Source organism: Arthrobacter sp. NEB 688, from assembly GCF_013201035.1.
Taxonomy (GTDB): domain Bacteria; phylum Actinomycetota; class Actinomycetes; order Actinomycetales; family Dermatophilaceae; genus Phycicoccus.
Genome location: NZ_CP053707.1, coordinates 1,470,478 through 1,492,133, shown reverse-complemented (window position 1 = coordinate 1,492,133; position 21,656 = coordinate 1,470,478). Strand labels below are relative to the sequence as shown.

The window sequence follows — 21,656 nt, the reverse complement described above, 5'->3', positions numbered from 1 at the left end:
GGGACGCTGGCCGTCTGCGCGGAGACGACGGCGCGGCGGGCCTTGCCGGTCGGCTCGGACTTCTGCCCCGGGGCGACGTCGACGGCGTCGGCCTTCGCCTCGGCCTGGCGGGCGAGGCCCTGGACGCCGTCGCCGGTGGAGACGACGGCGGGGCCCGCGTCGGCCGCGGGGGTGGTGTCGTCGGAGGCCTTGTCGGCCTTCGCATCGCCCTCGTGCTTCTCGCCGGGGGTGTCGTCGGTCTCGTCGCGCTGGGCGGCGGGCTCGGCCTTGTCGGCCTGCGCGTCGTCGGAGGCCGGGGTGACCTCGGTGCTGCCCGCGGCCTTGTCGGAGGCCGTCGACCCGGAGGCCTCACCCGAGGACCCGGCGCGCGCGCCGTCGCCCTCGGGAGCCGTCCAGCCGTTGCGCTTGGCGATCTCGAGGCCGAGGACGGAGGCCGGGCCGGCGCCCACGCCCTCGTCGGCGAGGCCGTCGGAGAAGCCCGCGAGGGTGCGGCTGACCTGCTTGAAGGTGCACAGGCGGTTCGGGCCGCGGGTGGGGCGGACCTCCTTGCCGGCGCGCAGGTCGTCGACGAGCTCCTTGGTGGAGTCGGGCGTCTGGTTGTCGAAGAACTCCCAGTTCGCCATGACGACGGGCGCGTAGTCGCACGCCGCGTTGCACTCGACGCGCTCGAGGGTGATCTTGCCGTCGTCGGTCGTCTCGTCGTGGCCGATGCCGAGGTGCTCCGAGACGGCGTCCCAGATCTCGTCGCCGCCCATGACCGCGCACAGCGTGTTGGTGCAGACGCCGACCGTGTACTCGCCGTTGGGGTGGCGCTTGTACTGGGTGTAGAACGTCGCGACCCCGCTGACCTCGGCGGTGCTCAGGTCGAGCAGCTCCGCGCACAGGTCGATGCCCCGACCCGTGACGTAGCCGTCGACCGACTGCACGAGGTGCAGCAGCGGCAGCAGCGCCGAGCGCTTCTGCGGGTAGCGGGCGATGACCTCCGCGGCGTCGGCGCGGAAGGTCGCCTCGACGTCGGCGGGGTAACGCTCCTTGGACTCCTCGGGCACCGTGAGGTGCCCGGAAGCGGTCTGCAGACCGAAGTCACCGGCCATCAGCGGTCGACACCTCCCATGACGGGGTCGATGGAGGCGACGGCGACGATGACGTCGGCGACCTGCGAGCCTTCGCACATCGCGGCCGTGGCCTGGAGGTTGTTGAAGCTCGGGTCGCGGAAGTGCGCCCGGTAGGGGCGGGTGCCGCCGTCGGAGACGGTGTGGCAGCCGAGCTCGCCCTTCGCGGACTCGACCGCGACGTAGGCCTGGCCCGGGGGGACCCGGAAGCCCTCGGTGACGAGCTTGAAGTGGTGGATCAGCGCCTCCATCGAGGTGCCCATGATCTCGCGGATGTGGTCGAGGCTGTTGCCCTGGCCGTCGCCGCCGATGGCCAGCTGCGCCGGCCACGCGATCTTCTTGTCCTCGACCATGACGGGCTGGCCCTCGGTGCGCTGGAGGCGCACGAGGCACTGCTCGACGATCTTCAGCGACTCGTACATCTCGTCGATGCGGATGCGCAGGCGGTCGTAGGCGTCGCAGCCGGTGCGGGTGACGACCTCGAAGTCGTAGGTCTCGTAGCCGCAGTACGGGCTGGACTTGCGCAGGTCGTGCGGCAGGCCGGTCGAGCGCAGCACCGGCCCGGTGACCCCGAGGGCGATGCAGCCGGTGAGGTCGAGGTAGCCGACGCCGACGGTGCGGCCCTTGAGCAGCGGGTTCTCGTTGAGGAGCTTCTCGAGCTCGCCGAGGCCCTGGCGCAGCTCGGCGATGACCTCGCGGACCATGTCGACCGCGCCGTGCGGGACGTCCTGCGCCACGCCGCCGGGGCGGATGTAGGCGTTGTTCATCCGCAGGCCGGTGATCGCCTCGAAGACGCGCAGGATGCGCTCGCGCTCGCGGAAGCCGACGGTCATGACCGTCGTCGCGCCCATCTCCATGCCACCCGTGCCGAGGGCGACGAGGTGGGAGTTGACGCGGGTCAGCTCCATCATCATGACGCGGATGATCGAGGCGCGCTCCGGGATCCGGTCCTCGATGCCGAGCAGGCGCTCGACCGAGAGGCAGTACGCCGCCTCCTGGAACATCGGGGTCAGGTAGTCCATCCGGGTGCAGAACGTCACGCCCTGCGTCCAGGTGCGGAACTCCATGTTCTTCTCGATGCCGGTGTGCAGGTAGCCGATGCCCGCGCGGGCCTCGGTGACCGTCTCGCCGTCGAGCTCGAGGATGAGCCGGAGCACGCCGTGGGTCGACGGGTGCTGCGGGCCCATGTTGACGACGATCCGCTCCTCGTGGAGGGCGGTGGCCTCGTCGACGAGGTCGTTCCAGTCGCCGCCGGAGACGGTGAAGACGCGCGCGCCCTCGGTGTCGTCGTCGACGGATGCGCCGTAGGGGTCGGTGACCGTGAGGTCCTCGGCGACGGTGTCGTGCTCGTGGGTCGTCATCAGCTGTACGCCCTCCGCTGGTCCGGCGGCGGGACGGTGCCGCCCTTGTACTCGACGGGGATGCCGCCGAGGGGGTAGTCCTTGCGCTGCGGGTGGCCCGGCCAGTCGTCGGGCATGAGGATGCGGGTCAGCGCGGGGTGGCCGTCGAACTCGATCCCGAACATGTCCCAGGTCTCGCGCTCGTGCCAGTCGTTGCCCGGCCAGATGCTCACGAGCGAGGGCACGTGCGCGTCGGCGTCGGGGCAGGTGACCTCGAGGCGGATCCGGCGGCTGCCGTGCGTGATCGACAGGAGCGGGTACACGACGTGCAGCTCGCGGCCGGTCTCGCCCGGGTAGTGCACTCCCGAGGCGCCCATGCACATCTCGAAGCGCAGGCCCGGGTGGTCGCGCAGGACGCGGGCGACCTCGAGGAGGTGCTCGCGCCGCACGAAGACGGTCATCTCGCCGCGGTCGACGACGACCTTCTCGAGCGCCGCACCGAGACCGGGGCCGGCCTCGAGGGCGGTGCCGAGCAGGTCGGCGACCTCGTCGTAGTAGCCGCCGTAGGGGCGCGGCGAGGCGCCGGGCAGCAGCGTCGGGGTGACGAGGCCGCCGTAGCCGGTCGTGTCCTGGCCGCGGGTCGCGCCGAACATGCCGCGCCGCTCGCCGATCTGCACCGGCTCGGAGTCGGCCCCGGCGAGCTCGACGACACGACCGCCGCCGGTGTGCTGCGCGGTGTCGGACGAGCGCGGGTCGTCGTCGGTGCGGGTGGCCGCCGTGTCGAGGGCCTTGTCGGGCACCGGGGCGCCCTCGCCGCTCTCGAGGTGCTTGGGGTCCTGGGCGTCGCTCATCCGAGGAGGTTCTTCCCGGCCGGCGCCGCGAGGTGCGCGAGGTGGTCGTGGGTCGGCGCCATGAGCGAGGTCGGGGTGGCGCGCAGGGCGGCCTCCTCGGCGGCGCGGGCGGCGGCGACGCGGTTGACGCCGAGCTTGCTGTTCTGGATCTGCTCGTGGAGCTCGATGATCGCGTTGAGCAGCATCTCGGGGCGCGGCGGGCAGCCCGGCAGGTAGATGTCGACCGGGATGACGTGGTCGACGCCCTGGACGATGGCGTAGTTGTTGAACATGCCGCCCGAGGACGCGCAGACGCCCATCGAGATGACCCACTTGGGGTTGGGCATCTGGTCGTAGACCTGCCGGACGACGGGCGCCATCTTCTGGCTGACCCGGCCGGCGACGATCATCAGGTCGGCCTGGCGCGGCGTGGCCGAGAACCGCTCCATGCCGAAGCGGGCGATGTCGTAGTCGGGCGTGCCGACGGCCATCATCTCGATCGCGCAGCAGGCGAGCCCGAAGGTCGCCGGCCAGATCGAGGCCTTGCGCATGTATCCGACGACGTTCTCGAGCGTCGTCAGGACGAACCCTGCGGGCAGCTTCTCCTCGAGTCCCATCACGCCTCCTCGGCGGTGTTGACGGTGGTGCGGGCGGTGGTCAGTCCCATTCGAGACCGCCCCGCTTCCAGACGTAGGCGTAGGCGACGAACACCGTGAGGATGAACAGGACCATCTCGACGAGGGCGAAGAGCCCCAGCTGGTCGAAGGCCACGGCGAACGGGTAGAGGAAGACCGACTCGATGTCGAAGATGATGAAGAGCATCGCGGTCAGGAAGTACTTGATCGGCACGCGACCGCCACCGGCGGCGCGGGGCGTCGGCTGGATGCCGCACTCGTAGGCCTCGAGCTTCGCGCGGTTGTAGCGCTTCGGGCCGACGACGAGGCTCGTCCCCACCGACAGCGCCGCGAAGCCGAAGCCGAGCGCCAGGAGGATGAGGAGGGGGACGTAGGGGTTGCTCATCGCGGGCGAACTCCCCTTTCGCTGCTCGGGTGCGACGGGTGGTCGACGGGCGCCGGGGCCGCACTCGGCGTCCCGGCCATCCTAGGGGCGATGGCCGACGGCGCACCCAGGGGCGTCACGCCCCCGGTCGCGGCGCGTCGCGGCGCGCGGTCTGTGCAGGTCACGGGTCCCTCGGATGCTTGTGAACGTGTTCACGAACGGTCGGAAGTCTAGGACGCGCCCCGGAGGGCACGCACTGAGGTATGCCTAACCCTCGACGACGGGCTTCGTGGCGCGGTGGAGGGCGACGATCCCGCCGCTCAGGTCGCGCCACTGGACGCCGCTCCAGCCGGCCGCGGAGACCTTCTCGGCGAGGCCGCGCTGGTCGGGCCAGGCCTGGATCGACTCGGCGAGGTAGACGTAGGAGTCGGGGTTGGAGCTGACCGCCCGGGCGATGCGCGGCAGCGAGCCCATGAGGTAGGTCGAGTAGACGCGGCGGAAGGCCTTGTTCGTCGGGCTGCTGAACTCGCAGACGACGAGCCGCCCGCCCGGCTTCGTCACCCGGAGGAACTCCTCCAGGGCCAGCGCGGGGTCGGCGACGTTGCGCAGGCCGAAGCTCATCGTCACGACGTCGAAGGAGTCGTCGGCGAAGGGCAGGCGCATCGCGTCCGCGGCCGTGAACCCGAGGTCGGAGCGGCGGCGGTGGCCGACGCGGAGCATCCCGAGGGAGAAGTCGGCCGGGACGACGTCGACGCCGGAGTCGGCGAACGGCTCGCTGCTCGTGCCGGTGCCCGCGGCGATGTCGAGGACGCGCTGGCCCGGGCGGGCGTCGCACGCGGCGACGACGGCGCGGCGCCACAGGCGGTCCTGGCCGAGGGAGAGCACGTCGTTCGTGACGTCGTAGCGGTCGGCGACGTCGTCGAACATCGACGCGACGTCGCGGGGGTCCTTCTCGAGGGAGGCGCGGGACATGGTGGCCATCCTCCCACCGATGCCGGAGGGCCCTGCACGGCGCCGTATCGTTGTCTGCTGATGACCTCGCTCCCCGCGGGCCGGCCGGCCCCCACCGCACCGGCGGCGCACGCCCCCGCGGCCCCCCTCGTGGCCCGCACCGTGCCGCTCGACCCCGCGCTCGCCGCGGACCTGCTGGCCGTCCTCCCCGCCGGCGGCCCCACCCACGCATGCTCGTGGGTGCGCCGCGGCGAGGGCCTGGTCGGCTGGGGGCGCGCCGCCGCGCACGTCGCCGCCGGGCCCGAGCGCTTCGCCGAGCTCGAGCGGTGGTGGAGCGGGCTCGTCGCCGGCGCCGTCGTCCGCGACGAGGTCGACCTGCCCGGCACCGGGCCCGTGGCCTTCGGGTCCGTCGCCTACGCCGCCGACTCGGCCGAGGGTGGGACGCTCGTCGTCCCGGAGGTCGTCGTCGGGCGCCGGGGCGACGTCGCCTGGCTGACGACGATGAGCGCCGGCGCCGCCGTCCCCGGGTCCGCGGAGGTCGCCCCGCAGCCGGCACCGGAGCGCCCGGTCGACGTCGCCTTCTCCGACGGCGCCCTGACCCCCACCGACTGGGCCGCGGCCGTCGCGACCGCCGTCGGGCGGATCACCGCCGGGGCGCTCGACAAGGTCGTGCTCGCCCGCGACCTCGGGGTGACGACCCGCTCCCCGCTCGACGTGCGCTGGCTGCTGCACCGGCTCGCCGAGCGCTACGACACGACGTGGGTCTTCGCCGTCGACGGCCTCGTCGGCGCGACGCCCGAGCTGCTCGTGCGCCGCGAGAAGGGTCTCGTGACCTCCCGGGTGCTCGCGGGCACCATCCGGCCCACCGGTGACGATGCCCACGACCTCGCGCTCGCGGCGTCGCTCGCGCGCTCGTCGAAGGACCTCGAGGAGCACGAGTACGCCGTCCGGTCGGTCGCCGACGCGCTGGCGCCGCACTGTTCGTCGATGAACGTGCCCGAGGCGCCCTTCGTCCTGCACCTGTCCAACGTCATGCACCTGGCCACCGACGTGGCCGGGGTGCTCGTCGACGACACCTCGTCGCTGACGCTGGCCGCGTCGCTGCACCCCTCGGCGGCGGTCTGCGGCACGCCGCGGGCCGAGGCCGACGCGGTCATCACCGAGCTCGAGCACATGGACCGCGGGCGCTACGCCGGCCCGGTCGGCTGGATCGACGCCGCGGGCGACGGCGAGTGGGGCATCGCCCTGCGGTGCGGCGCGGTCGACCGCGACGACGCCTCGCGGATGCGGCTGTTCGCCGGCTGCGGCATCGTCGCGGGGTCGGACCCGGACGACGAGCTCGCCGAGTCGTCGGCCAAGCTCGTGCCGATGCGCGACGCCCTGACCGCCGACGCCCCCTGAGGCCGGCGGCCAAGGACGACGCGGCCGGGCGTGCACCAGTCGTCGAAAGCGTCGAATGATGCACACCGACCGGCCCCCGACCGTGCAGGAACTGACGAAAGTGTCGACTGATGCACGCCGACCGGCCCCGGGCGCCGGCCCGAGGTGTGCACCAATCGTCGAAAGCGTCGATCGATGCACGCCGACGGCTCCGGACCGTGCAGGAACTGACGAAAGTGTCGATTGATGCACGCCGACCGGCACCGGGCGCCGGCCCGAGCTGTGCACCAATCGTCGAAAGCGTCGAATGATGCACGCCGACGGCTCCGGACCGTGCAGCAACTGACGAAAGTGTCGATTGATGCACACCGGCCCCGACACCCGACGACGCTGACCCGGCACGTGCGGGCTTATCGCGGTCGGGACCGCCGACGGACAGCGATATCCCCGCACGTGCGGGGTTTTCGTCGTCCGGGGTAGCAGCGGACAGAGACACCCGGCCCGTGCGGGGTTTCCGCGGGTCGGGGTCGGTCAGGTGAAGGGCGGGCGGGCGTCGAGGGAGACCGAGCGCCGGCCGGCCCAGCGCCAGATGCGCGCGGAGGCGTCGCGGTCCTCGTCGGTGATGAGGTTGCCCATCCAGCGCAGCGCGAGCGTCATCAGCCAGTCGCTGCGCATCCCGACCGGGCCGAGCGCGGCGAGTGTGCGCGGCACGGTGAAGATCGCCGCCATCCGGCGCGCGACCGAGAACGCCTCGCCGTAGTGGTCGCGCAGGAGCGCGGGCCACACGGTGGCGAGGTCGTCGTCGAGGTGCAGCGCGGCGAGCCGGCCGGTCTCGAGGCCGTAGTCGATGCCCTCGCCGTTGAGCGGGTTGACGCACGCGGCGGCGTCGCCGACGAGCGCCCAGTTCGCGCCGGCGACGTTCGACACCGCGCCGCCCATCGGCAGCAGCGCGCTCGTCGGCATCCGCTGCTCGCCGGTCAGCCCGAAGTCGGCCCGGCGCTCGTCGGTGTACCGGCGCATGAGCGGCTTGATGGCGACCTCCGCCGGGCGGCGGGTCGTGGCCAGCGTCCCGACGCCGACGTTCACCTGGCCGCCGCCGAGCGGGAAGATCCAGCCGTAGCCCGGCAGGGCCTCGCCGGCGTCGCCGCGCAGCTCGAGGTGGCTGGAGATCCACGGGTCGTCGGCGCGGTCGGAGTCGACGTAGCAGCGGCCCGCGACGGCGTAGACGGTGTCCTTGTGCCACTCGCGGCCGAGGACCTTGCCGAGGCCGGAGCGCACACCGTCGGCGACGACGAGCCGCTCGCACTCGATCTCGTGGGTGCTGCCGTCGTCGCGGCGGAAGGTGACCGACCGGACGCGGCCGCCCTCGAGCGTCGCGTCGACCGCCTTGGCGCCCTCGACACCGGTCGCCCCGGACTCGAGCGCGGACTCGCGGATGCGGGCGTCGAGCTCGGTGCGGGGCACGGCCGAGCCGTGCGACGGCAGCGTGCCCCCGGGCCACGGCAGGTGCAGCGTCTGGCCGAAGCCGTGCGCGCGCAGGCCCTGGTTGACCGTGTGCGAGCGCACCCAGTCGCCGAGGCCGAGCCGGTCGAGCTCGGCCACCGCGCGCGGGGTCAGGCCGTCGCCGCAGGTCTTGTCGCGCGGGAAGGTGGCGGCGTCGGCGAGGACGACGTCACGGCCGGCGCGCGCGGCCCAGGCGGCGGCGGAGGCTCCGGCGGGGCCGGCGCCGACGACGAGGACGTCGGTACGGGTGGGGGTGGTCGGCACGGGTCGATTCTCGCAACCGCGGGCGCCGTGGCCGAATCGGGCCCCGTCAGCTGTCGAGGGTGCGGGCCGCGAGCGCACGCAGGTCGGCGTGGGCGCCGCGGTGGCCCGAGCGCTCGAGCGGCACCTCGATCACCCGCAGGCCCTCGGGCCGACGGGCGACGGCGGCGGCGAGCGTGGCGCGGTCGGTGACGACCTCGTGAGCGACGCCGTGCGCGCGGCAGAGGGCCGCGAGGTCGGTGCCGGTCGGCGTCCCGAAGACGCGCTCGAACGACGCGGCGCGCTCCGGCGAGCCGTGCTCGAGGGTGGTGAAGATGCCGCCGCCGTCGTCGTTGACGACGACGAGGGTGAGGTCGGGGCGCGGCTCGTCCGGGCCGAGGAGCAGCCCGTTGGTGTCGTGGAGGAGCGTGAGGTCGCCGAGGAGGGCGTGGGTCGGGCGGCCGAGCCCGAGGGCGACGCCGGCCGCCGTCGAGACGATGCCGTCGATGCCGGCCAGCCCGCGGTTGGCGTACACCCGGATGCCGCCGTGCGGGTCGCCGGTGCGCCCGGTCGTCGCGAGGTCGAGGTCGCGGACGGGGTTGGACGAGCCGAGGACCAGCACCCCGTCCCCGGGCAGCGCGTCGTGGACGGTGGCCGCGACGGCGAGGCCGCTCGGCCACGGGAGCCCCTGCGCGGCAACGCCTTCGGCGAGCCGGCGCCCGGCGTCGTCCCAGGCCCGCGCCCAGGCGCCGCGCTCGGCGGGTGCGTCGTCCGCCTCGGCCGAGAGCGCGGTCCACGGGTGGACGGCGTGCGCGACGTGCGAGGGGTCGGCCCAGGTGGTCGAGCCCGGCACGACCTCGACGCGCATCCCCGGGTGGCGCAGCAGCGCGGCGACCGGGCGGGCGAGGGTGACGCGGCCGACGACCACGACGCGCTCGGGCAGGTGGGCGTCGAGCCATCCGGTGGCGGTGAGCAGGAGCGGGCCGTGCGGCAGCGTCGCCGCCCGCGCCGAGGGCCCGGCGAACGGCTCGGCGACGACGGGGTACCCGCGGGCGGTCGCCCAGGCGACGGCCTCCGCCCCACCTGCGGTCCCGGCGTCCCCGACGACGACGAGCGTCCGCTCCACGTGCTCGATGCCCTCGCCGGGGGCAGCCGGGACGGTCGGTCGCACCGAGGTCCACGGGCCGCCGTCCGGGCGTCCATCGAGGTGCTCGGGCAGCCGAGCGGTGTCGTCGAGCCCGGGGGCCAGCGGGTCGCGGAAGGCGACGTCGAGGTGGACGGGTCCCGGCTCGCCGCCGGTCGCCCCGGTGGCCGCGGCCAGCGCCCGGCAGACCGTCGCGCGCCACCACGGAGCCCGGCCGTCGCCCGGTACCGGGACGACGTCGGGGGCAGGCACGTCGGCCTCGAAGCGCACCGCCCCGGCGAAGATCCCCGGCTGGCGGGTCGTCTGGTTCGCCCCGCTCCCCCGCAGCTCGTGCGGTCGGTCGGCGGAGACCACGACGAGCGGCACACCGGTGTGGGAGGCCTCGAGGACGGCCGGGTGGAGGTTGGCCACCGCGGTGCCGGAGGTCGTGACGACAGGCACGGGTCGGCCGCTCGCCGTGGCGAGCCCCAGCGCGAGGAAGCCGGCCGAGCGCTCGTCGACGCGCACGTGCAGCCGCAGCCGGCCGGCGCGGTCGGCGTCGAGCAGCGCGTAGGCGAGCGGCGCCGAGCGCGACCCCGGCGCGAGGACCGCCTCCCGGACCCCGCCGCGCACGAGCTCGTCGACGAGGACGGTGGCGAGCGCGCTGGAGGGGGTCACGGGCCGCGATTCTGCCAGCCGGCCCGTGACCCCGTCCGCGTCAGCGGCTGCCGACGAGGCGCCGCAGGGTCGACTCGACCCCGGAGCCGACCGACGGCGTGCCGCCGACGACCGTCACCCGGTCGGTCGCCAGGCGCAGGAGGATGGTCCCGACGGCCGGGGGCAGCCGGTCGCGGCCGGTGAGCAGCACCGGGCGTCCGGTCGCGGCGGCCGCCGCCCCACCGCTCAGGCCGTCGGGGAACACCTCGCCGGAGGTGACCACGGCGTCGGCGTCGGACCAGAAGGTGCGGGCGACCGTGCGCGAGACCTCGTAGCGGTCGGCGCCCGCGAGCCGCGTCACGCCGGACCCGGTGCCCGACACGTAGGTCCGCAGCCGGGCGAGGACGGTGTCGTCGACCGTCGGGGTGCCGCCGACGACGTAGATGCGGGTCGGGCGCAGGCGCTGCAGCTCGGCGGCCGTGGCGGCGGGCAGGGTGCTGCGGCCGGCGAGCAGGAGCGGGGCGTCCTGCTTCGCCGCGGCCGGACCGGCGGACAGCGCGTCGGTGAAGACCTCGCCGGAGGTGACGAACGCCGTCCGCGCCCCCGACGGGTACTCGGCGCGGGAGACGGCGGCCGCGACGTCGTAGCGGGTGTCGCCGTCGACCCGCGAGACCGTCGCGCCGCCGACCGCGTCGCGGATGGCGGCGAGCACGCCGTCCGACACGGTCGGGGGGCCGCCGACGACCGTGACCCGCGACGGCGCCAGCCGCTGCAGCTCCTGGCGGGTGACGTCGGGCAGGGTGTCGTCGTCGGTGAGCAGGAGCGGCGCGCCGGCGCGCCCGGCGGCCGGCCCGGCGCCGAGGGCGTCGGCGAAGACGAGCCCGCTCGCGACGTAGACCTCCGTGGCCCCGCGGGGGTACGTCGTCGCACTGACGTTGGCCGCCGCCGCGTAGCGGTCGGCGCCGCCGACGCGGGTGACCGACCCGGTGGCCGGCCGGACGCGCAGCACGCGGTCGTCCGTGCCGTTCGAGGTCGTGACGTAGAGGTCGCCGCCCGGGCCGCTCACCGCGGCACGCATCCGGCCGTAGGTGCCGTCGTAGAGGCGCTGGGCGAGGGTCGCCGTGGTCGAGCCGGCGACCTCGAAGCGGCGCAGCTCGCTCTCCTTGAGCGTCGGCACGAAGAGGTCGCCCGCGAAGTCCGCCCACTGGGCACCGTGGACGAAGGCCGCGCCGGAGGTGGCGACGGTCGGGGTGCCGGACGCCCAGGCCGGGGCGCGGTAGGCGCTCGCCGCCCCGCAGCTCGTCGAGGTGGCGTTGCGCCGGCCGTCGCCGGTGTAGCAGGGCCAGCCGTAGTTGCCGCCGGCGACGATCCGGTTGACCTCGTCATCGGTGTTCGGCCCGTGCTCGACCTCCCACACCTCGCTCGTCCCCGGACGCAGCGCGATCCCCTGCGGGTTGCGGTGGCCCATCGACCACACCGCGTCGCGCGACCCGGCGATGACGGGGTTGGACGACGGCACGCCCCCGGTCCGGGTCAGGCGCAGGATCTTGCCGTTGGGGCTGCGCCGGTCCTGGGCGAGCGCGTCGACACCGGCGTCGCCCATCCCCAGCCAGAGGTAGCCGCTCTGGTCCATCTCGAGGGAGCAGCCGTTGTGCCGGTTGCTCGCCGCCATCCCGCTGCGCAGGACCGTGGGGCCGGACCACGACCCCGCGGAGGACACCGTGTAGCGCAGGAGCTGGTTGACCCAGCCGTTGCTGCCCGGGTAGTCCCGCGACGCGCAGACGTAGACGTAGGGGTGGTCGCGGAAGTCGACGTCGACCGCGACCCCCATGAGCCCCGACTCGTCCACGGAGCGCACCGCGGGGACGGTGACGGTCCGCTGCAGGGCGGCGCCCGACGCGCCGTCGGCGTAGACCCGGATGCGCCCGGGACGTTCGGTGACGACCATCTGGCCGCTCGGGAGGAACGCGACGTCCCAAGGGATGGTCAGCCCCGTGGCGACGGTCGACACGTCCAGGGTCGGGGCCGCTGCCGCGAGCGCGGGGGCCGAGGCGGTGGGCGTCGCGGCCGCCGGGGTCGCCGTCGCGGCCGGCGCCGCGGCGACGAGGGACCCGGCGAGGAGCGCCGCGGCGCCCGTCGCGGCGAGCAGCCCCCGTGCCCGCGTCACGCGGCGGAGGGGTCGGGCACCCGGGCGCGGCGTCGCGCGGTGGGGTGGCACAGGACGAGGGATGCGGCGCACGGTGGCCTCCTGCCGTCGACGGTGCGGTCACCCTACGGCGGGTGCCCCGGGGTCGCCCGCCGGACGTCGCCCTCGACGACCGCCTCGCGCTCGACGACGACCTCGGTGACGCCGACGACCGGTCGGCCGAGGAAGGACCCCGCCGACGCCTGCCAGGCAGCCAGCCCGGGCACCGTGCCGAGCGGGGCCCCGGCAGCCGCGCGGACGGTGCGCTCGTAGGCGCCCAGGTCGTGGCGCGAGACGTCGACCGGCTGCCCGGCGCCGACCCGCAGCGTGAGCCAGGACGGCCGGGCGGGGTTCGGTGCGAGGTCGAGGACGGGCACGGGGTCGTCGGCGTGCTCGACCGACAGCACGTGCACGGTCCCGGGCACCGGGAGGAGCCCCACCGGCGCACCCGTCGTGAGGACGTGGGTGACCCGGTGCCCGGCGGTGAACGCGGGGTCCGCCGCGAGCGCCGCGGCGTGCATCCCGCCCTGGCTGTGGCCGACGAGGACGACCGGCTCCGCCGCGACCGCCCCGGCCCCGAGCGCGCGCCGGCGGACCGAGCCCTCCTGCGCCCGGTCGAGAGCGGCCCGGACCCCCGCGCCGGCGAGGGTGGCCCCACCGGCGACCGCCGCGAGGTCGGCGCTCAGGTCGAAGACCTCCGGGCCGGCGCGTGGGGACCACGACTGCGTCCCGGGGACCACGACGACCCAGGCCGAGCCCTCGGCGGCCGCCACCTCGACGACCCGCACGCGCCCGCCGTCGAGGCCCTCCCCGAGCGCGACGAGGTCGCCCGGCCCCGCGAGGGGGCGGGCCGCCCACCGCGGCGGCACCTCGTGGACGACCACCCGGCGCCCGGTCTCGTCGAGCCACCCGGCGCCACCCGCCCGGGCCGCTCCGGACCGCACCCCGAGGAGCAGCGCCTCCGCCGCTGCCTCGACCCCGGCGTAGGCCGTGGCCGCGAGCCGCAGCCGGACCGCGAGAGCGTCGAGGGCGAGCGCCTCCCCCCACAGGCCGGCCGGCCCGACGACGCGGGCCGCGTCGGCCTCGACCACCACCCACGCCCCGAGGACCCCGACGCCCGGCAGCCCCCGCCCGGACGGCCACGCCGACAGGTGGGCCACGCCGGACCCCACCGCGGAGGCCTCGTCCCGCAGCTCGTCCGCCCCCGCGGCCAGCGCGTCGGCCCGGGCCCGCAGGGCCCCGGACCGCACGCCCACCCGGGTCACGACGCCCTCCCGAGCCCGTCGTCCTGCTCGGCGCGCAGCGCCCCCGCGAGCGCCAGCAGCGAGCGGGCCAGCCACCCGAGCTCGTCGGCGAGCGCGGCCAGCCGCGCCCGCCGCTCCTGCAGCCCGTCGCGGAAGGCATCGGCCGCCGGCCCCTCCCACCACTCGCCCGACGCCGCCACGAGGGCGCCGCGCCGCAGCTCGACGACCTCGACCGCCGCCTGCACCCGCCGCGCCAGGGCCTCCACCTCCACCGGGTCCACCCCCGCTCCTCCCGCTCGCCTGCCCCGACCCCACCGCACCCGCGCCCGCCGCACCAGCCCTCCGCCGCGCCGGCACCCCCGACCTGTGGACGACTCGGCCCGCACCCCCGCCCTGTGGACGAGCGGACACCACGTAGCGTGACCGCATGCCCCACCACGACCTCGTGATCATCGGCAGCGGCTCGGGCAACTCCCTGGTGACCCCGGAGCTCGAGGGCCTGGACGTCGCCATCGTGGAGAAGGGCACCTTCGGGGGCACGTGCCTCAACGTCGGCTGCATCCCCACGAAGATGTTCGTGCTGCCCGCCGACCGCGTCGTCGAGGCGCAGGACGCCCACCGCCTCGGCGTGACGTTCGAGCCGCCGCAGGTCGACTGGCCGGCCATCCGCGACCGCGTCTTCGGCCGGATCGACCCCATCTCCCACGGCGGCGAGGACTACCGCAGCGGCCAGGAGCACGTGACGCTGTACCGCTCCCGCGCGCGCTTCACCGGCCCCCGCACGCTCGTCCTCGACTCCGGCGAGGAGGTGAGCGCCGAGCGCGTCGTCGTCGCCGCGGGCAGCCGCCCCGTCGGCCTCGCCCTCGACGGCCTGACCGGCGCCGACCCGGCGAACGGCGTGCACACCTCCGACACCGTCATGCGCCTCGACGAGCTGCCCGCGCGGATGGCCGTCGTCGGCGGCGGCTTCGTGGCGTGCGAGATGGCCCACGTCTTCTCGGCGCTGGGGGTCCACGTGACGCAGGTGCAACGCTCCGGACGGCTGCTCATGGCCGAGGAGGTCGAGGTCGCCGAGCGCTACACCGAGGCCGCGCGCTCGCGCTACGACGTGCGGCTGTCGACGACGGTCACGAGCGCCGAGCGCGTCGCGGGCGTCTGGCGCCTCGGCACCGAGGGGCCCGAGGGTGCGGCGCACGTCGAGGCCGAGGTCGTCCTGCTCGCCGTCGGCCGCCGACCCAACACCGACCTCCTCGATGCCGCCGCGGGCGGGCTCGACACCCACCCCGACGGACGGCTCGTCGTCGACCGGCAGGGCCGCACGAGCGTCTCGCGCGTCTGGGCGCTCGGCGACATCAGCTCCGAGCACCAGCTCAAGCACGTGGCCAACGGCGAGGCGCGCATCGTCGCGCACAACCTCGCGGTCGACCTCGGCCGGCTCGACGGGCCCCCGGACGAGGCCGACGACCGGCCGGTGCCGCACGCCGTGTTCGGTCACCCCCAGGTCGCGTCGTTCGGCCCGACCGCGGCCCAGCTGCAGTCGGACGGCACCGAGTTCGTCACCTACAGCCAGAAGGTCGGCGACGTCGCGTACGGCTGGGCGCTGGAGGACACCTCCGGCGTCCTCACCCTGCACTCGACCCCCGACGGTCGCCTGCTCGCCGCGCACATGATCGGCCCGCAGGCCTCGAGCATCGTCCAGCCGCTCGTCCAGGCGGCGAGCTTCGGCCAGCACGTGCACGACGTCGCGCGCGGCCAGTACTGGATCCACCCGGCCCTCGCCGAGGTCGTCGAGAACGCCCTGCTCGGGCTGCCGCTCGCGCGCTGAGCCCGGACGGGAGGCCTCAGCGCGCGGGGCTCACCGGCCGGTCGGTCAGGCAGTGCACGCGGCCCACCGGGTCGAGCAGCACCGTCCAGAACGCCCGCTCCTCGAGGACGACCGCGCCGGCGGCCACGTGCCGCGCGACGGCGGCCGGGCGGTCGGCGCACGCGAGGTCGACGTGCCCGCGCACCTCGCCCTCCTCCTCGCCGAGGGTCTGGAGCAGGATGCGCACCGGCATCGCCGCCCCCGCGCTGACGGAGGCGTAGCCGGGCTCGTCCGAGGCCCGCCACGTCCAGCCGGTCAGCGCCTCCCAGTAGGCGTTCTCGGCCTCCCACCGCGCGCTCGGGACGTCGAGGCACACCTGGTCGAGGAGGCTCGACAGCCCCTCGCGCACCTGACCCGCACGACCCGCCTCCCCGTCCCACGTCGTCAGGCAGTGGACGAACCCACCGGGCGAGCGCAGGACGACGACGGCGTCGCCGATCGCGCCGACCCGCTGCGCCCCCAGCGCCTCCGCCCGGTCGGCCGCGACCCGGACGTCCTCGACGTCGAGGTCGAGGTGCACTCCCCCGCGGCCGGCGTCGACCGCCTGGAGCTTGAGCCAGGGCTCGCCGTGATCCGGTGCGAGGGTGGCGAACTCGTCGCGCTCCCCGCGACGGTCGGACACCTGCTGGCCGGTCACCTCCGCCCAGAAGGCCCACGAGCGTTCGGCGTCCGCGCGCGGGGTGTCGAGGAAGAGCCACGCCCAGCGCACGGCCGCGGCGTCCGGGAGGTCGGCTGCGGGTCGGGTCGGTGCGTCGGTCATGCCGGGTCTCCCGTCAGATGGGCGTGGGCTGCGGCGAGGCGCTCGCGCCACCACGCGACGCGGTCGGGCGGGGCCGCCCACCGCTCGAGCAGCTCCGGGTCGGCCGCGACCCGGCGCACCGGCAGCGCGCCGTCGACCGGCTCCATCCGCTCGGGCGTCACGTCACCGCCGAGCAGCGCGACCGTGCCGAGGCCGCAGGCGTACGGGAGGTCGGGCAGGGCCGCGGCCAGCGCCACGCCGGCGGCCATCCCGACGCTGGTGTCGAGCGCCGACGACACGACGGCGGGCAGCCCGCACGCCTGCACGACCTCGAGGGCCCGCCGCACCCCGCCGAGGGGCGCGACCTTGACGACGACCACGTCGGCGGCCCCGAGGTCGCGCACCCGCAGGGGGTCGGACGCCTTGCGGATGGACTCGTCGGCCGCGACCGGCACGTCGAGCCCGCGCCGGCCGAGGACGAGCCGCAGGTCGCGCAGCTCCTCGACGGAGGCGCAGGGCTGCTCGGCGTACTCGAGGTCGTAGGGGGCCAGCCGGCCGAGCACCTGCGCGGCCTCCTCGACACCCCAGCCGCCGTTGGCGTCGACCCGGATCCGCCCGGTGCGGCCGAGCGCGGACCGCACGGCGGCGACCCGGTCGACGTCGGCCGCCGCGGGCTGCCCGCGCTCGGCGACCTTGACCTTGGCGGTCGTGCAGCCGGGGAAGCGGGCGAGGACGCCGGGCACCTCGTCGGCGGTGACGGCGGGCACGGTCGCGTTGACGGGCACGGTGTCGCGCACCGGCTCCGGCCACGAGCCCCAGGCCGCCTCGACGCCGGCGGCGAGCCAGCGCGAGGCCTCGGCGGGGCCGTACTCGAGGAACGGGGCGAACTCGCCCCAGCCCCGGGGCCCCTCGAGCAGCAGCGCCTCCCGGACGCGGACGCCGCGGAAGGGCACGCGCATCGGGACGGCCACGACGTGCGCACCGGCGAGGAGCTCCGGCAGGGGTGGGACGCTCACCCCTCCACCGTAGGACCGGGGGCGCGCGGGGCTCAGCCGCCCGTGACGACCTTCACGAGCTCGTTGGCCGCGAGCGCGACGAACGCGACCGCCGTGATGCCCATCCACGGGTTCGACCACCACTTGTTGCGCCACTCGCGCGGGGTGCGGTCGGTGTTGAGCAGCCAGATGAGCGTCACCGCGAGGAACGGCATGAAGAACGCGCCGAGGACGCCGTACGCCAGGAGCAGCCAGACCGGGCGGCCGACGAGGATGAGCGCGATCGGCGGGATGGTCAGCCAGAGGATGTATGCGCGGTACCAGCGGCCGCCGATGCCGCGCTCGGGGGCGTCGTCGGGCAGCCTGCGGACGTGGCCCACGAAGTCGGCGAACATCAGGCTGACGCCGTTCCAGACGCCGAGGAGCGAGGACATCGCGGCCGCCCAGAAGCCGACGAGGAAGACCTTGCTCGCCCAGGTGCCGTAGCGGTCGTCGAGGACGCTCGCGAGGTCGAGCAGGCCCTGGTCGCCCGTCTGCACGGCGATCTTCGCGGAGTAGAGCAGCTCGGCGCCGACGATGAGGGTCGCGACGACGAAGATGCCGGTGACGATGTAGGCGACCCGGTTGTCGAGGCGCATCACGCGCATGAACCTCGGTGTCGTCCATCCCTTCTCACGGATCCAGTAGCCGTAGGCCGCGAGCGTGATGGTGCCGCCGACCCCACCGGCCACCGACAGCACGTTGACGACCGACCCGGCCGGGACGGTCGGGACGAGGCCGACGACGAGGTCCGGCAGGTTGGGGACGGTGAGCGCCGCGGCCCCCACGACGGTGACGAACATCAGCCCGACGAGCGCGGCGCACAGCTTCTCGAAGAGCTCGTACCGGCCGAACCACACGAGCAGCGCGCCGGCCACGCCGGACCCGATGCCCCACACCGGCACCGACAGCGCGGGGAAGAGTGAGTGCAGCGGCAGCCCCGTCCCGGCCATCGCGGCCGCGCCGTAGACGAAGCCCCAGACGACGATGTACGGCCCGAAGTAGAAGGTCGTCCAGCGGCCCAGGCTCGACCAGCCCTCGTAGATCGTCGTGCCGGTCGCGAGCGTCCAGCGGCCCGCGCCCTCGACGAGGACGATCTTCATGAGGCACCCGACGACGACGGCCCACAGGAGGGCGTAGCCGTACTTCTGACCGGCGATGAGCGTGGCCACGAGGTCGGCCGCGCCGACGCCCGTGGCGGCGACCACGAGGCCCGGCCCGACGAGGCGCCATCGCGGCGAGGAACCGGACTCGGACTGCTGGGGCGGCGAGGTCGTCGTCGACATGCGGCCCCACCCTGCCGGACGACGCCGCCCGTCGGGGCTTTGGGTGCTCCCCGGCTAGCCTTGCCGCCGTGAGCGCGATCCCCGGAGTCAGCGAGACCTTCGACCCCAGCGCGTGGGAGGAGGTCCCCGGCTTCGAGGACCTCACCGACGTCACCTACCACCGCGCGGTCGGGCTCGGCTGCGTCCGAGTCGCGTTCGACCGGCCCGAGGTGCTCAACGCGTTCCGGCCGCACACCGTCGACGAGCTCTACCGCGTCCTCGACCACGCCCGGCGCACCGCCGACGTCGGGGTCGTCCTGCTCACCGGCAACGGCCCGACCCCGCGCGAGGGCCAGTCGGCGCGCACGGCCGGCTGGGCGTTCTGCACCGGCGGTGACCAGCGCATCCGCGGCCGCTCGGGCTACCAGTACGCCGAGGGCGCGACCGCCGACACCGTCGACGAGCGCCGGGTCAAGGCCGAGGGCGGGCGGCTGCACATCCTCGAGGTGCAGCGGCTCATCCGGACGATGCCCAAGGTCGTCGTCGCCGTGGTCAACGGCTGGGCGGCCGGCGGCGGGCACAGCCTGCACGTCGTCTGCGACCTGACGATCGCCTCCCGCGAGCACGCGCGCTTCAAGCAGACCGACGCCGACGTGGGCTCCTTCGACGGCGGCTACGGCAGCGCCTACCTCGCGAAGATGGTGGGGCAGAAGTTCGCCCGCGAGATCTTCTTCCTCGGCCGGGAGTACACCGCCGACGACATGCACCGGATGGGCGCGGTCAACATCGTCGCCGACCACGCCGAGCTCGAGCCCACCGCGCTCGACCTCGCGCGCGACGTGATGTCGAAGTCGCCGCAGGCCCAGCGGATGCTCAAGTTCGCCTTCAACCTGCTCGACGACGGGCTGATGGGCCAGCAGGTCTTCGCCGGCGAGGCGACCCGGCTCGCGTACATGACCGACGAGGCCGTCGAGGGCCGCGACCAGTTCCTCGAGAAGCGCGACCCCGACTGGTCGCCCTTCCCCTGGTACTTCTGACCCCCGAGCACCTCGGTCTCCCCTCGAGAGGAGGCAACACGCAGGCGCCGGGGCTCCACCGTCGGCGTGTGGCCTGCCCTCGGGCGACGGCACGCGGCCCGCGCCCCTGCGGCGCCGGGTGACCCCGCCCTCTGGCAGGGTGGGTCGTCGCGCCCAGGACCCCTGACCCGAGGACGAGCATGTCGACGACGACCGCCCCCACGACCGACGAGCGCGGCCTCGCCCGCGTCGCCCAGACCTTCGCCGCCTTCACCGAGAAGTGGTTCCCCGACGCGTGGGTCTTCGCCGCGCTCGGCGTCGTCATCGTCTCGGTCGCCGCGCTGGCCAACGGCTCGACGCCGGCCGCCGTCGTCGAGACCTTCGGCAACGGCTTCTGGGACCTGACGAACTTCACCCTCCAGATGGCGATGGTCGTCCTCACCGGCTACGTCGTGGCCACGGCTCCCCCGGTGGCCCGGCTCATCGAGGCGCTCGCGCACCTGCCCAACGACCCGCGCCGCGCGGTGGCCTTCGTCGCGTTCCTCTCGATGAGCGTCTCGCTGCTGAACTGGGGCCTGTCGCTGATCTTCGGTGGTCTGCTCGCCCGCGCGGTCGCCCGCCGCGAGGACCTCACCGTCGACTACAGAGCCCTCGGCGCCGCCGCGTTCATGGGCCTGGGCGCCGTCTGGGCCCTCGGCCTCTCGTCCTCGGCCGCGCAGCTCCAGGCCACGCCGGCCTCGCTGCCCGCGCCGCTGCTGGAGATCACCGGCGTCCTCGACTTCGGGAAGACCATCTTCACGTGGCAGTCGATGGTCTCGGCGCTCGTCCTCATCGTGCTGACGACCGTCATCGCGTGGGCGTCGTGCCCCCGCGGTGCCTCGGTCCGCACCGCACAGGACATGGGCATCGACACCGAGGACCTCCCCGACGCGCCGCCGGTGCGCGAGCGGCCCGGTGAGTGGCTCGAGTACTCGCGCGTCCTGCCGCTGCTCCTCGGCGTCATCACGCTCGGCTGGCTCGTCGGGCAGCTCCTCGAGAAGTCGGCCGTCGCGGTGCTCAGCAGCCTCAACGGCTACCTGCTCGTCTTCCTCGTCCTCGGGCTCGTCCTGCACGGCACCCCGCGCCGCTTCCTCATGGCCGTCCAGAAGGCGGTGCCGGCGACGGCGGGCATCCTCGTGCAGTTCCCGCTCTACGCCGCGATGGCCGCCGTCCTCACCAAGGCCGAGGGCCGTGGCGGCGAGACGCTCTCGGACCACCTGTCCTCGATCTTCACCTCGTTCGGCGGGGGCGGCGGGTTCGCGATCGCGCTGGCCGTCTACACCGCCGTGCTCGGCATCCTCGTGCCGTCCGGCGGCGGCAAGTGGCTCGTCGAGGCGCCGTACGTGATGCAGGCCGCCACCGACGTGCAGATGAACCTCGGCTGGACCGTGCAGATCTACAACATGGCCGAGGCGCTGCCGAACCTCGTCAACCCGTTCTTCATGCTGCCGCTGCTCGCCGTGCTCAAGCTGCGGGCGCGCGACCTCGTCGGGTTCACGTTCCTGCAGTTCGCGATCCACCTGCCGGTGATCCTGCTGCTCGTGTGGCTGCTCGGCAACACCTTCGACTTCGTGCCGGCCGTCCAGCCGTAGCGGCCGGCCCTCAGCCGGAGCCGCCGAGGTCGACGTCGTACGCCGTGTAGACGAGGTCGGAGCCGCGCTGGCGGTGGCGCACGAGCCGCCCGAGCAGCTGCGTCGCCGCCTCGCGGTGGGCCCGGACGGCGTCCTCGTCGGCGAGCCCGTCGTCGCGCTCGCCGAGCAGCCGCTCGACCTCGGCGACGACCTCGACGTGGTCGACGAGCTGGCGGGCCACGTCGTGCGCGAGCCGCGGTGCGCGCGTGCGCAGGTCGGCGTAGAGGCCGTCCTGCGCCTCGGTCAGCGCGACGTGGTCGCGCAGGTCGTGGGCGAGCTCGGTCAGCGCGGCGCGCACCCGCCGCCGCCACACCGGCCCGAGGCCGACCGGCAGCGCGAGCGCCGCGTCGAGGGCGGCCATCGACTCCCCGAGCTCGGCCCGGTGGGCGCGCACGCGGTCGAGGTACGTCGTCGTGGTCCCGGGCATCGGAGCACCTCCTCGCGCTCCCCCATGGTCCCGCCGATCGCCGCGGATGGCCACCCCCGCCCGGTGGCGGCCGGCGC

18 protein-coding genes and 1 pseudogene are annotated in these 21,656 nt (G+C 74.9%); 4 read left to right on the top strand and 15 right to left on the bottom strand.

Annotation, left to right across the window (positions count from 1 at the left end; genetic code table 11):
* Positions 1-284: 284 nt before the first annotated feature.
* The 6 genes and pseudogenes from nuoE to HL663_RS07085 form a co-directional block, all read right to left on the bottom strand.
* Positions 285-1,094 (bottom strand): annotated as a pseudogene (gene nuoE, locus HL663_RS19350) (NADH-quinone oxidoreductase subunit NuoE); the annotation flags it as partial.
* Positions 1,094-2,473, bottom strand: coding sequence for an NADH-quinone oxidoreductase subunit D (locus HL663_RS07105; RefSeq protein ID WP_173027702.1), 1,380 nt, complete (start codon positions 2,471-2,473; stop codon positions 1,094-1,096). The gene HL663_RS07105 and the pseudogene nuoE, both read right to left, overlap by 1 nt.
* Positions 2,473-3,303, bottom strand: a complete 831-nt coding sequence (locus HL663_RS07100) for an NADH-quinone oxidoreductase subunit C (RefSeq protein ID WP_173027701.1) — start codon at positions 3,301-3,303, stop codon at positions 2,473-2,475. The genes HL663_RS07105 and HL663_RS07100 overlap by 1 nt, the downstream gene beginning before the upstream one ends.
* Positions 3,300-3,899: a NuoB/complex I 20 kDa subunit family protein gene (locus tag HL663_RS07095; protein ID WP_173027700.1), complete on the bottom strand. Its 600-nt coding sequence runs from the start codon at positions 3,897-3,899 to the stop codon at positions 3,300-3,302. The genes HL663_RS07100 and HL663_RS07095 overlap by 4 nt, the downstream gene beginning before the upstream one ends.
* A 40-nt stretch (positions 3,900-3,939) precedes the next feature.
* Positions 3,940-4,302, bottom strand: a complete 363-nt coding sequence (locus tag HL663_RS07090; protein WP_173027699.1) for an NADH-quinone oxidoreductase subunit A — start codon at positions 4,300-4,302, stop codon at positions 3,940-3,942.
* A 246-nt stretch (positions 4,303-4,548) separates the two neighbouring features.
* Positions 4,549-5,253 carry a demethylmenaquinone methyltransferase gene (locus HL663_RS07085; RefSeq protein WP_173027698.1) on the bottom strand — a complete coding sequence of 235 codons (705 nt, stop codon included), beginning with the start codon at positions 5,251-5,253 and terminating at the stop codon, positions 4,549-4,551.
* 60 nt (positions 5,254-5,313) lie between these two features.
* Here HL663_RS07085 and HL663_RS07080 point away from each other — a divergent pair, with 60 nt between their 5' ends.
* Complete coding sequence (locus HL663_RS07080) at positions 5,314-6,633, top strand: isochorismate synthase (protein WP_173027697.1); 1,320 nt, start codon at positions 5,314-5,316, stop codon at positions 6,631-6,633.
* 510 nt (positions 6,634-7,143) lie between these two features.
* Here HL663_RS07080 and HL663_RS07075 read toward each other — a convergent pair.
* The 5 genes from HL663_RS07075 to HL663_RS07055 form a co-directional block, all read right to left on the bottom strand.
* Positions 7,144-8,379 (bottom strand): geranylgeranyl reductase family protein, encoded by a 1,236-nt coding sequence (locus HL663_RS07075; protein WP_173027696.1) that lies wholly within the window; start codon positions 8,377-8,379, stop codon positions 7,144-7,146.
* 46 nt (positions 8,380-8,425) lie between these two features.
* Complete coding sequence (menD, locus tag HL663_RS07070) at positions 8,426-10,156, bottom strand: 2-succinyl-5-enolpyruvyl-6-hydroxy-3-cyclohexene-1-carboxylic-acid synthase (RefSeq protein WP_173027695.1); 1,731 nt, start codon at positions 10,154-10,156, stop codon at positions 8,426-8,428.
* Positions 10,157-10,196: 40 nt separating this feature from the next.
* Positions 10,197-12,302, bottom strand: coding sequence for a PQQ-dependent sugar dehydrogenase (locus tag HL663_RS07065; RefSeq protein WP_173027694.1), 2,106 nt, complete (start codon positions 12,300-12,302; stop codon positions 10,197-10,199).
* Between the two features lie 104 nt (positions 12,303-12,406).
* Complete coding sequence (locus HL663_RS07060; protein WP_173027693.1) at positions 12,407-13,585, bottom strand: hypothetical protein; 1,179 nt, start codon at positions 13,583-13,585, stop codon at positions 12,407-12,409.
* Entirely contained in the window at positions 13,582-13,845 is a 264-nt protein-coding gene (locus HL663_RS07055) for a hypothetical protein (protein ID WP_173027692.1), read from the bottom strand. Before HL663_RS07055 ends, HL663_RS07060 begins: the two co-directional genes overlap by 4 nt.
* A gap of 146 nt (positions 13,846-13,991) precedes the next feature.
* Between HL663_RS07055 and HL663_RS07050 the strand changes: the two genes are divergently transcribed.
* Positions 13,992-15,389, top strand: a complete 1,398-nt coding sequence (locus HL663_RS07050; RefSeq protein ID WP_173027691.1) for a mycothione reductase — start codon at positions 13,992-13,994, stop codon at positions 15,387-15,389.
* A 16-nt stretch (positions 15,390-15,405) separates the two neighbouring features.
* Here the strand turns inward: HL663_RS07050 and HL663_RS07045 are convergent, their stop codons facing one another.
* The 3 genes from HL663_RS07045 to HL663_RS07035 are packed head-to-tail and all read right to left on the bottom strand — an operon-like array spanning position 15,406 to position 18,487.
* The gene (locus HL663_RS07045; RefSeq protein WP_173027690.1) at positions 15,406-16,188 is read right to left on the bottom strand and encodes a VOC family protein; all 783 of its coding nucleotides are present in this window, start codon (positions 16,186-16,188) and stop codon (positions 15,406-15,408) included.
* On the bottom strand, positions 16,185-17,183 hold the full coding sequence (locus HL663_RS07040) for an o-succinylbenzoate synthase (protein ID WP_173027689.1): 999 nt from the start codon (positions 17,181-17,183) through the stop codon (positions 16,185-16,187). The genes HL663_RS07045 and HL663_RS07040 overlap by 4 nt, the downstream gene beginning before the upstream one ends.
* A 32-nt stretch (positions 17,184-17,215) precedes the next feature.
* Positions 17,216-18,487 (bottom strand): Nramp family divalent metal transporter, encoded by a 1,272-nt coding sequence (locus HL663_RS07035; RefSeq protein WP_173027688.1) that lies wholly within the window; start codon positions 18,485-18,487, stop codon positions 17,216-17,218.
* A gap of 68 nt (positions 18,488-18,555) precedes the next feature.
* Here HL663_RS07035 and HL663_RS07030 point away from each other — a divergent pair, with 68 nt between their 5' ends.
* Together HL663_RS07030 and HL663_RS07025 are read left to right on the top strand one after the other, a co-directional pair.
* Positions 18,556-19,503 carry a 1,4-dihydroxy-2-naphthoyl-CoA synthase gene (locus tag HL663_RS07030; protein ID WP_173027687.1) on the top strand — a complete coding sequence of 316 codons (948 nt, stop codon included), beginning with the start codon at positions 18,556-18,558 and terminating at the stop codon, positions 19,501-19,503.
* A gap of 179 nt (positions 19,504-19,682) precedes the next feature.
* Complete coding sequence (locus tag HL663_RS07025; protein WP_173027686.1) at positions 19,683-21,113, top strand: short-chain fatty acid transporter; 1,431 nt, start codon at positions 19,683-19,685, stop codon at positions 21,111-21,113.
* Between the two features lie 10 nt (positions 21,114-21,123).
* Here HL663_RS07025 and HL663_RS07020 read toward each other — a convergent pair whose 3' ends face one another.
* Positions 21,124-21,579: a hypothetical protein gene (locus HL663_RS07020; RefSeq protein WP_173027685.1), complete on the bottom strand. Its 456-nt coding sequence runs from the start codon at positions 21,577-21,579 to the stop codon at positions 21,124-21,126.
* Between the last annotated feature and the right edge of the window lie 77 nt (positions 21,580-21,656).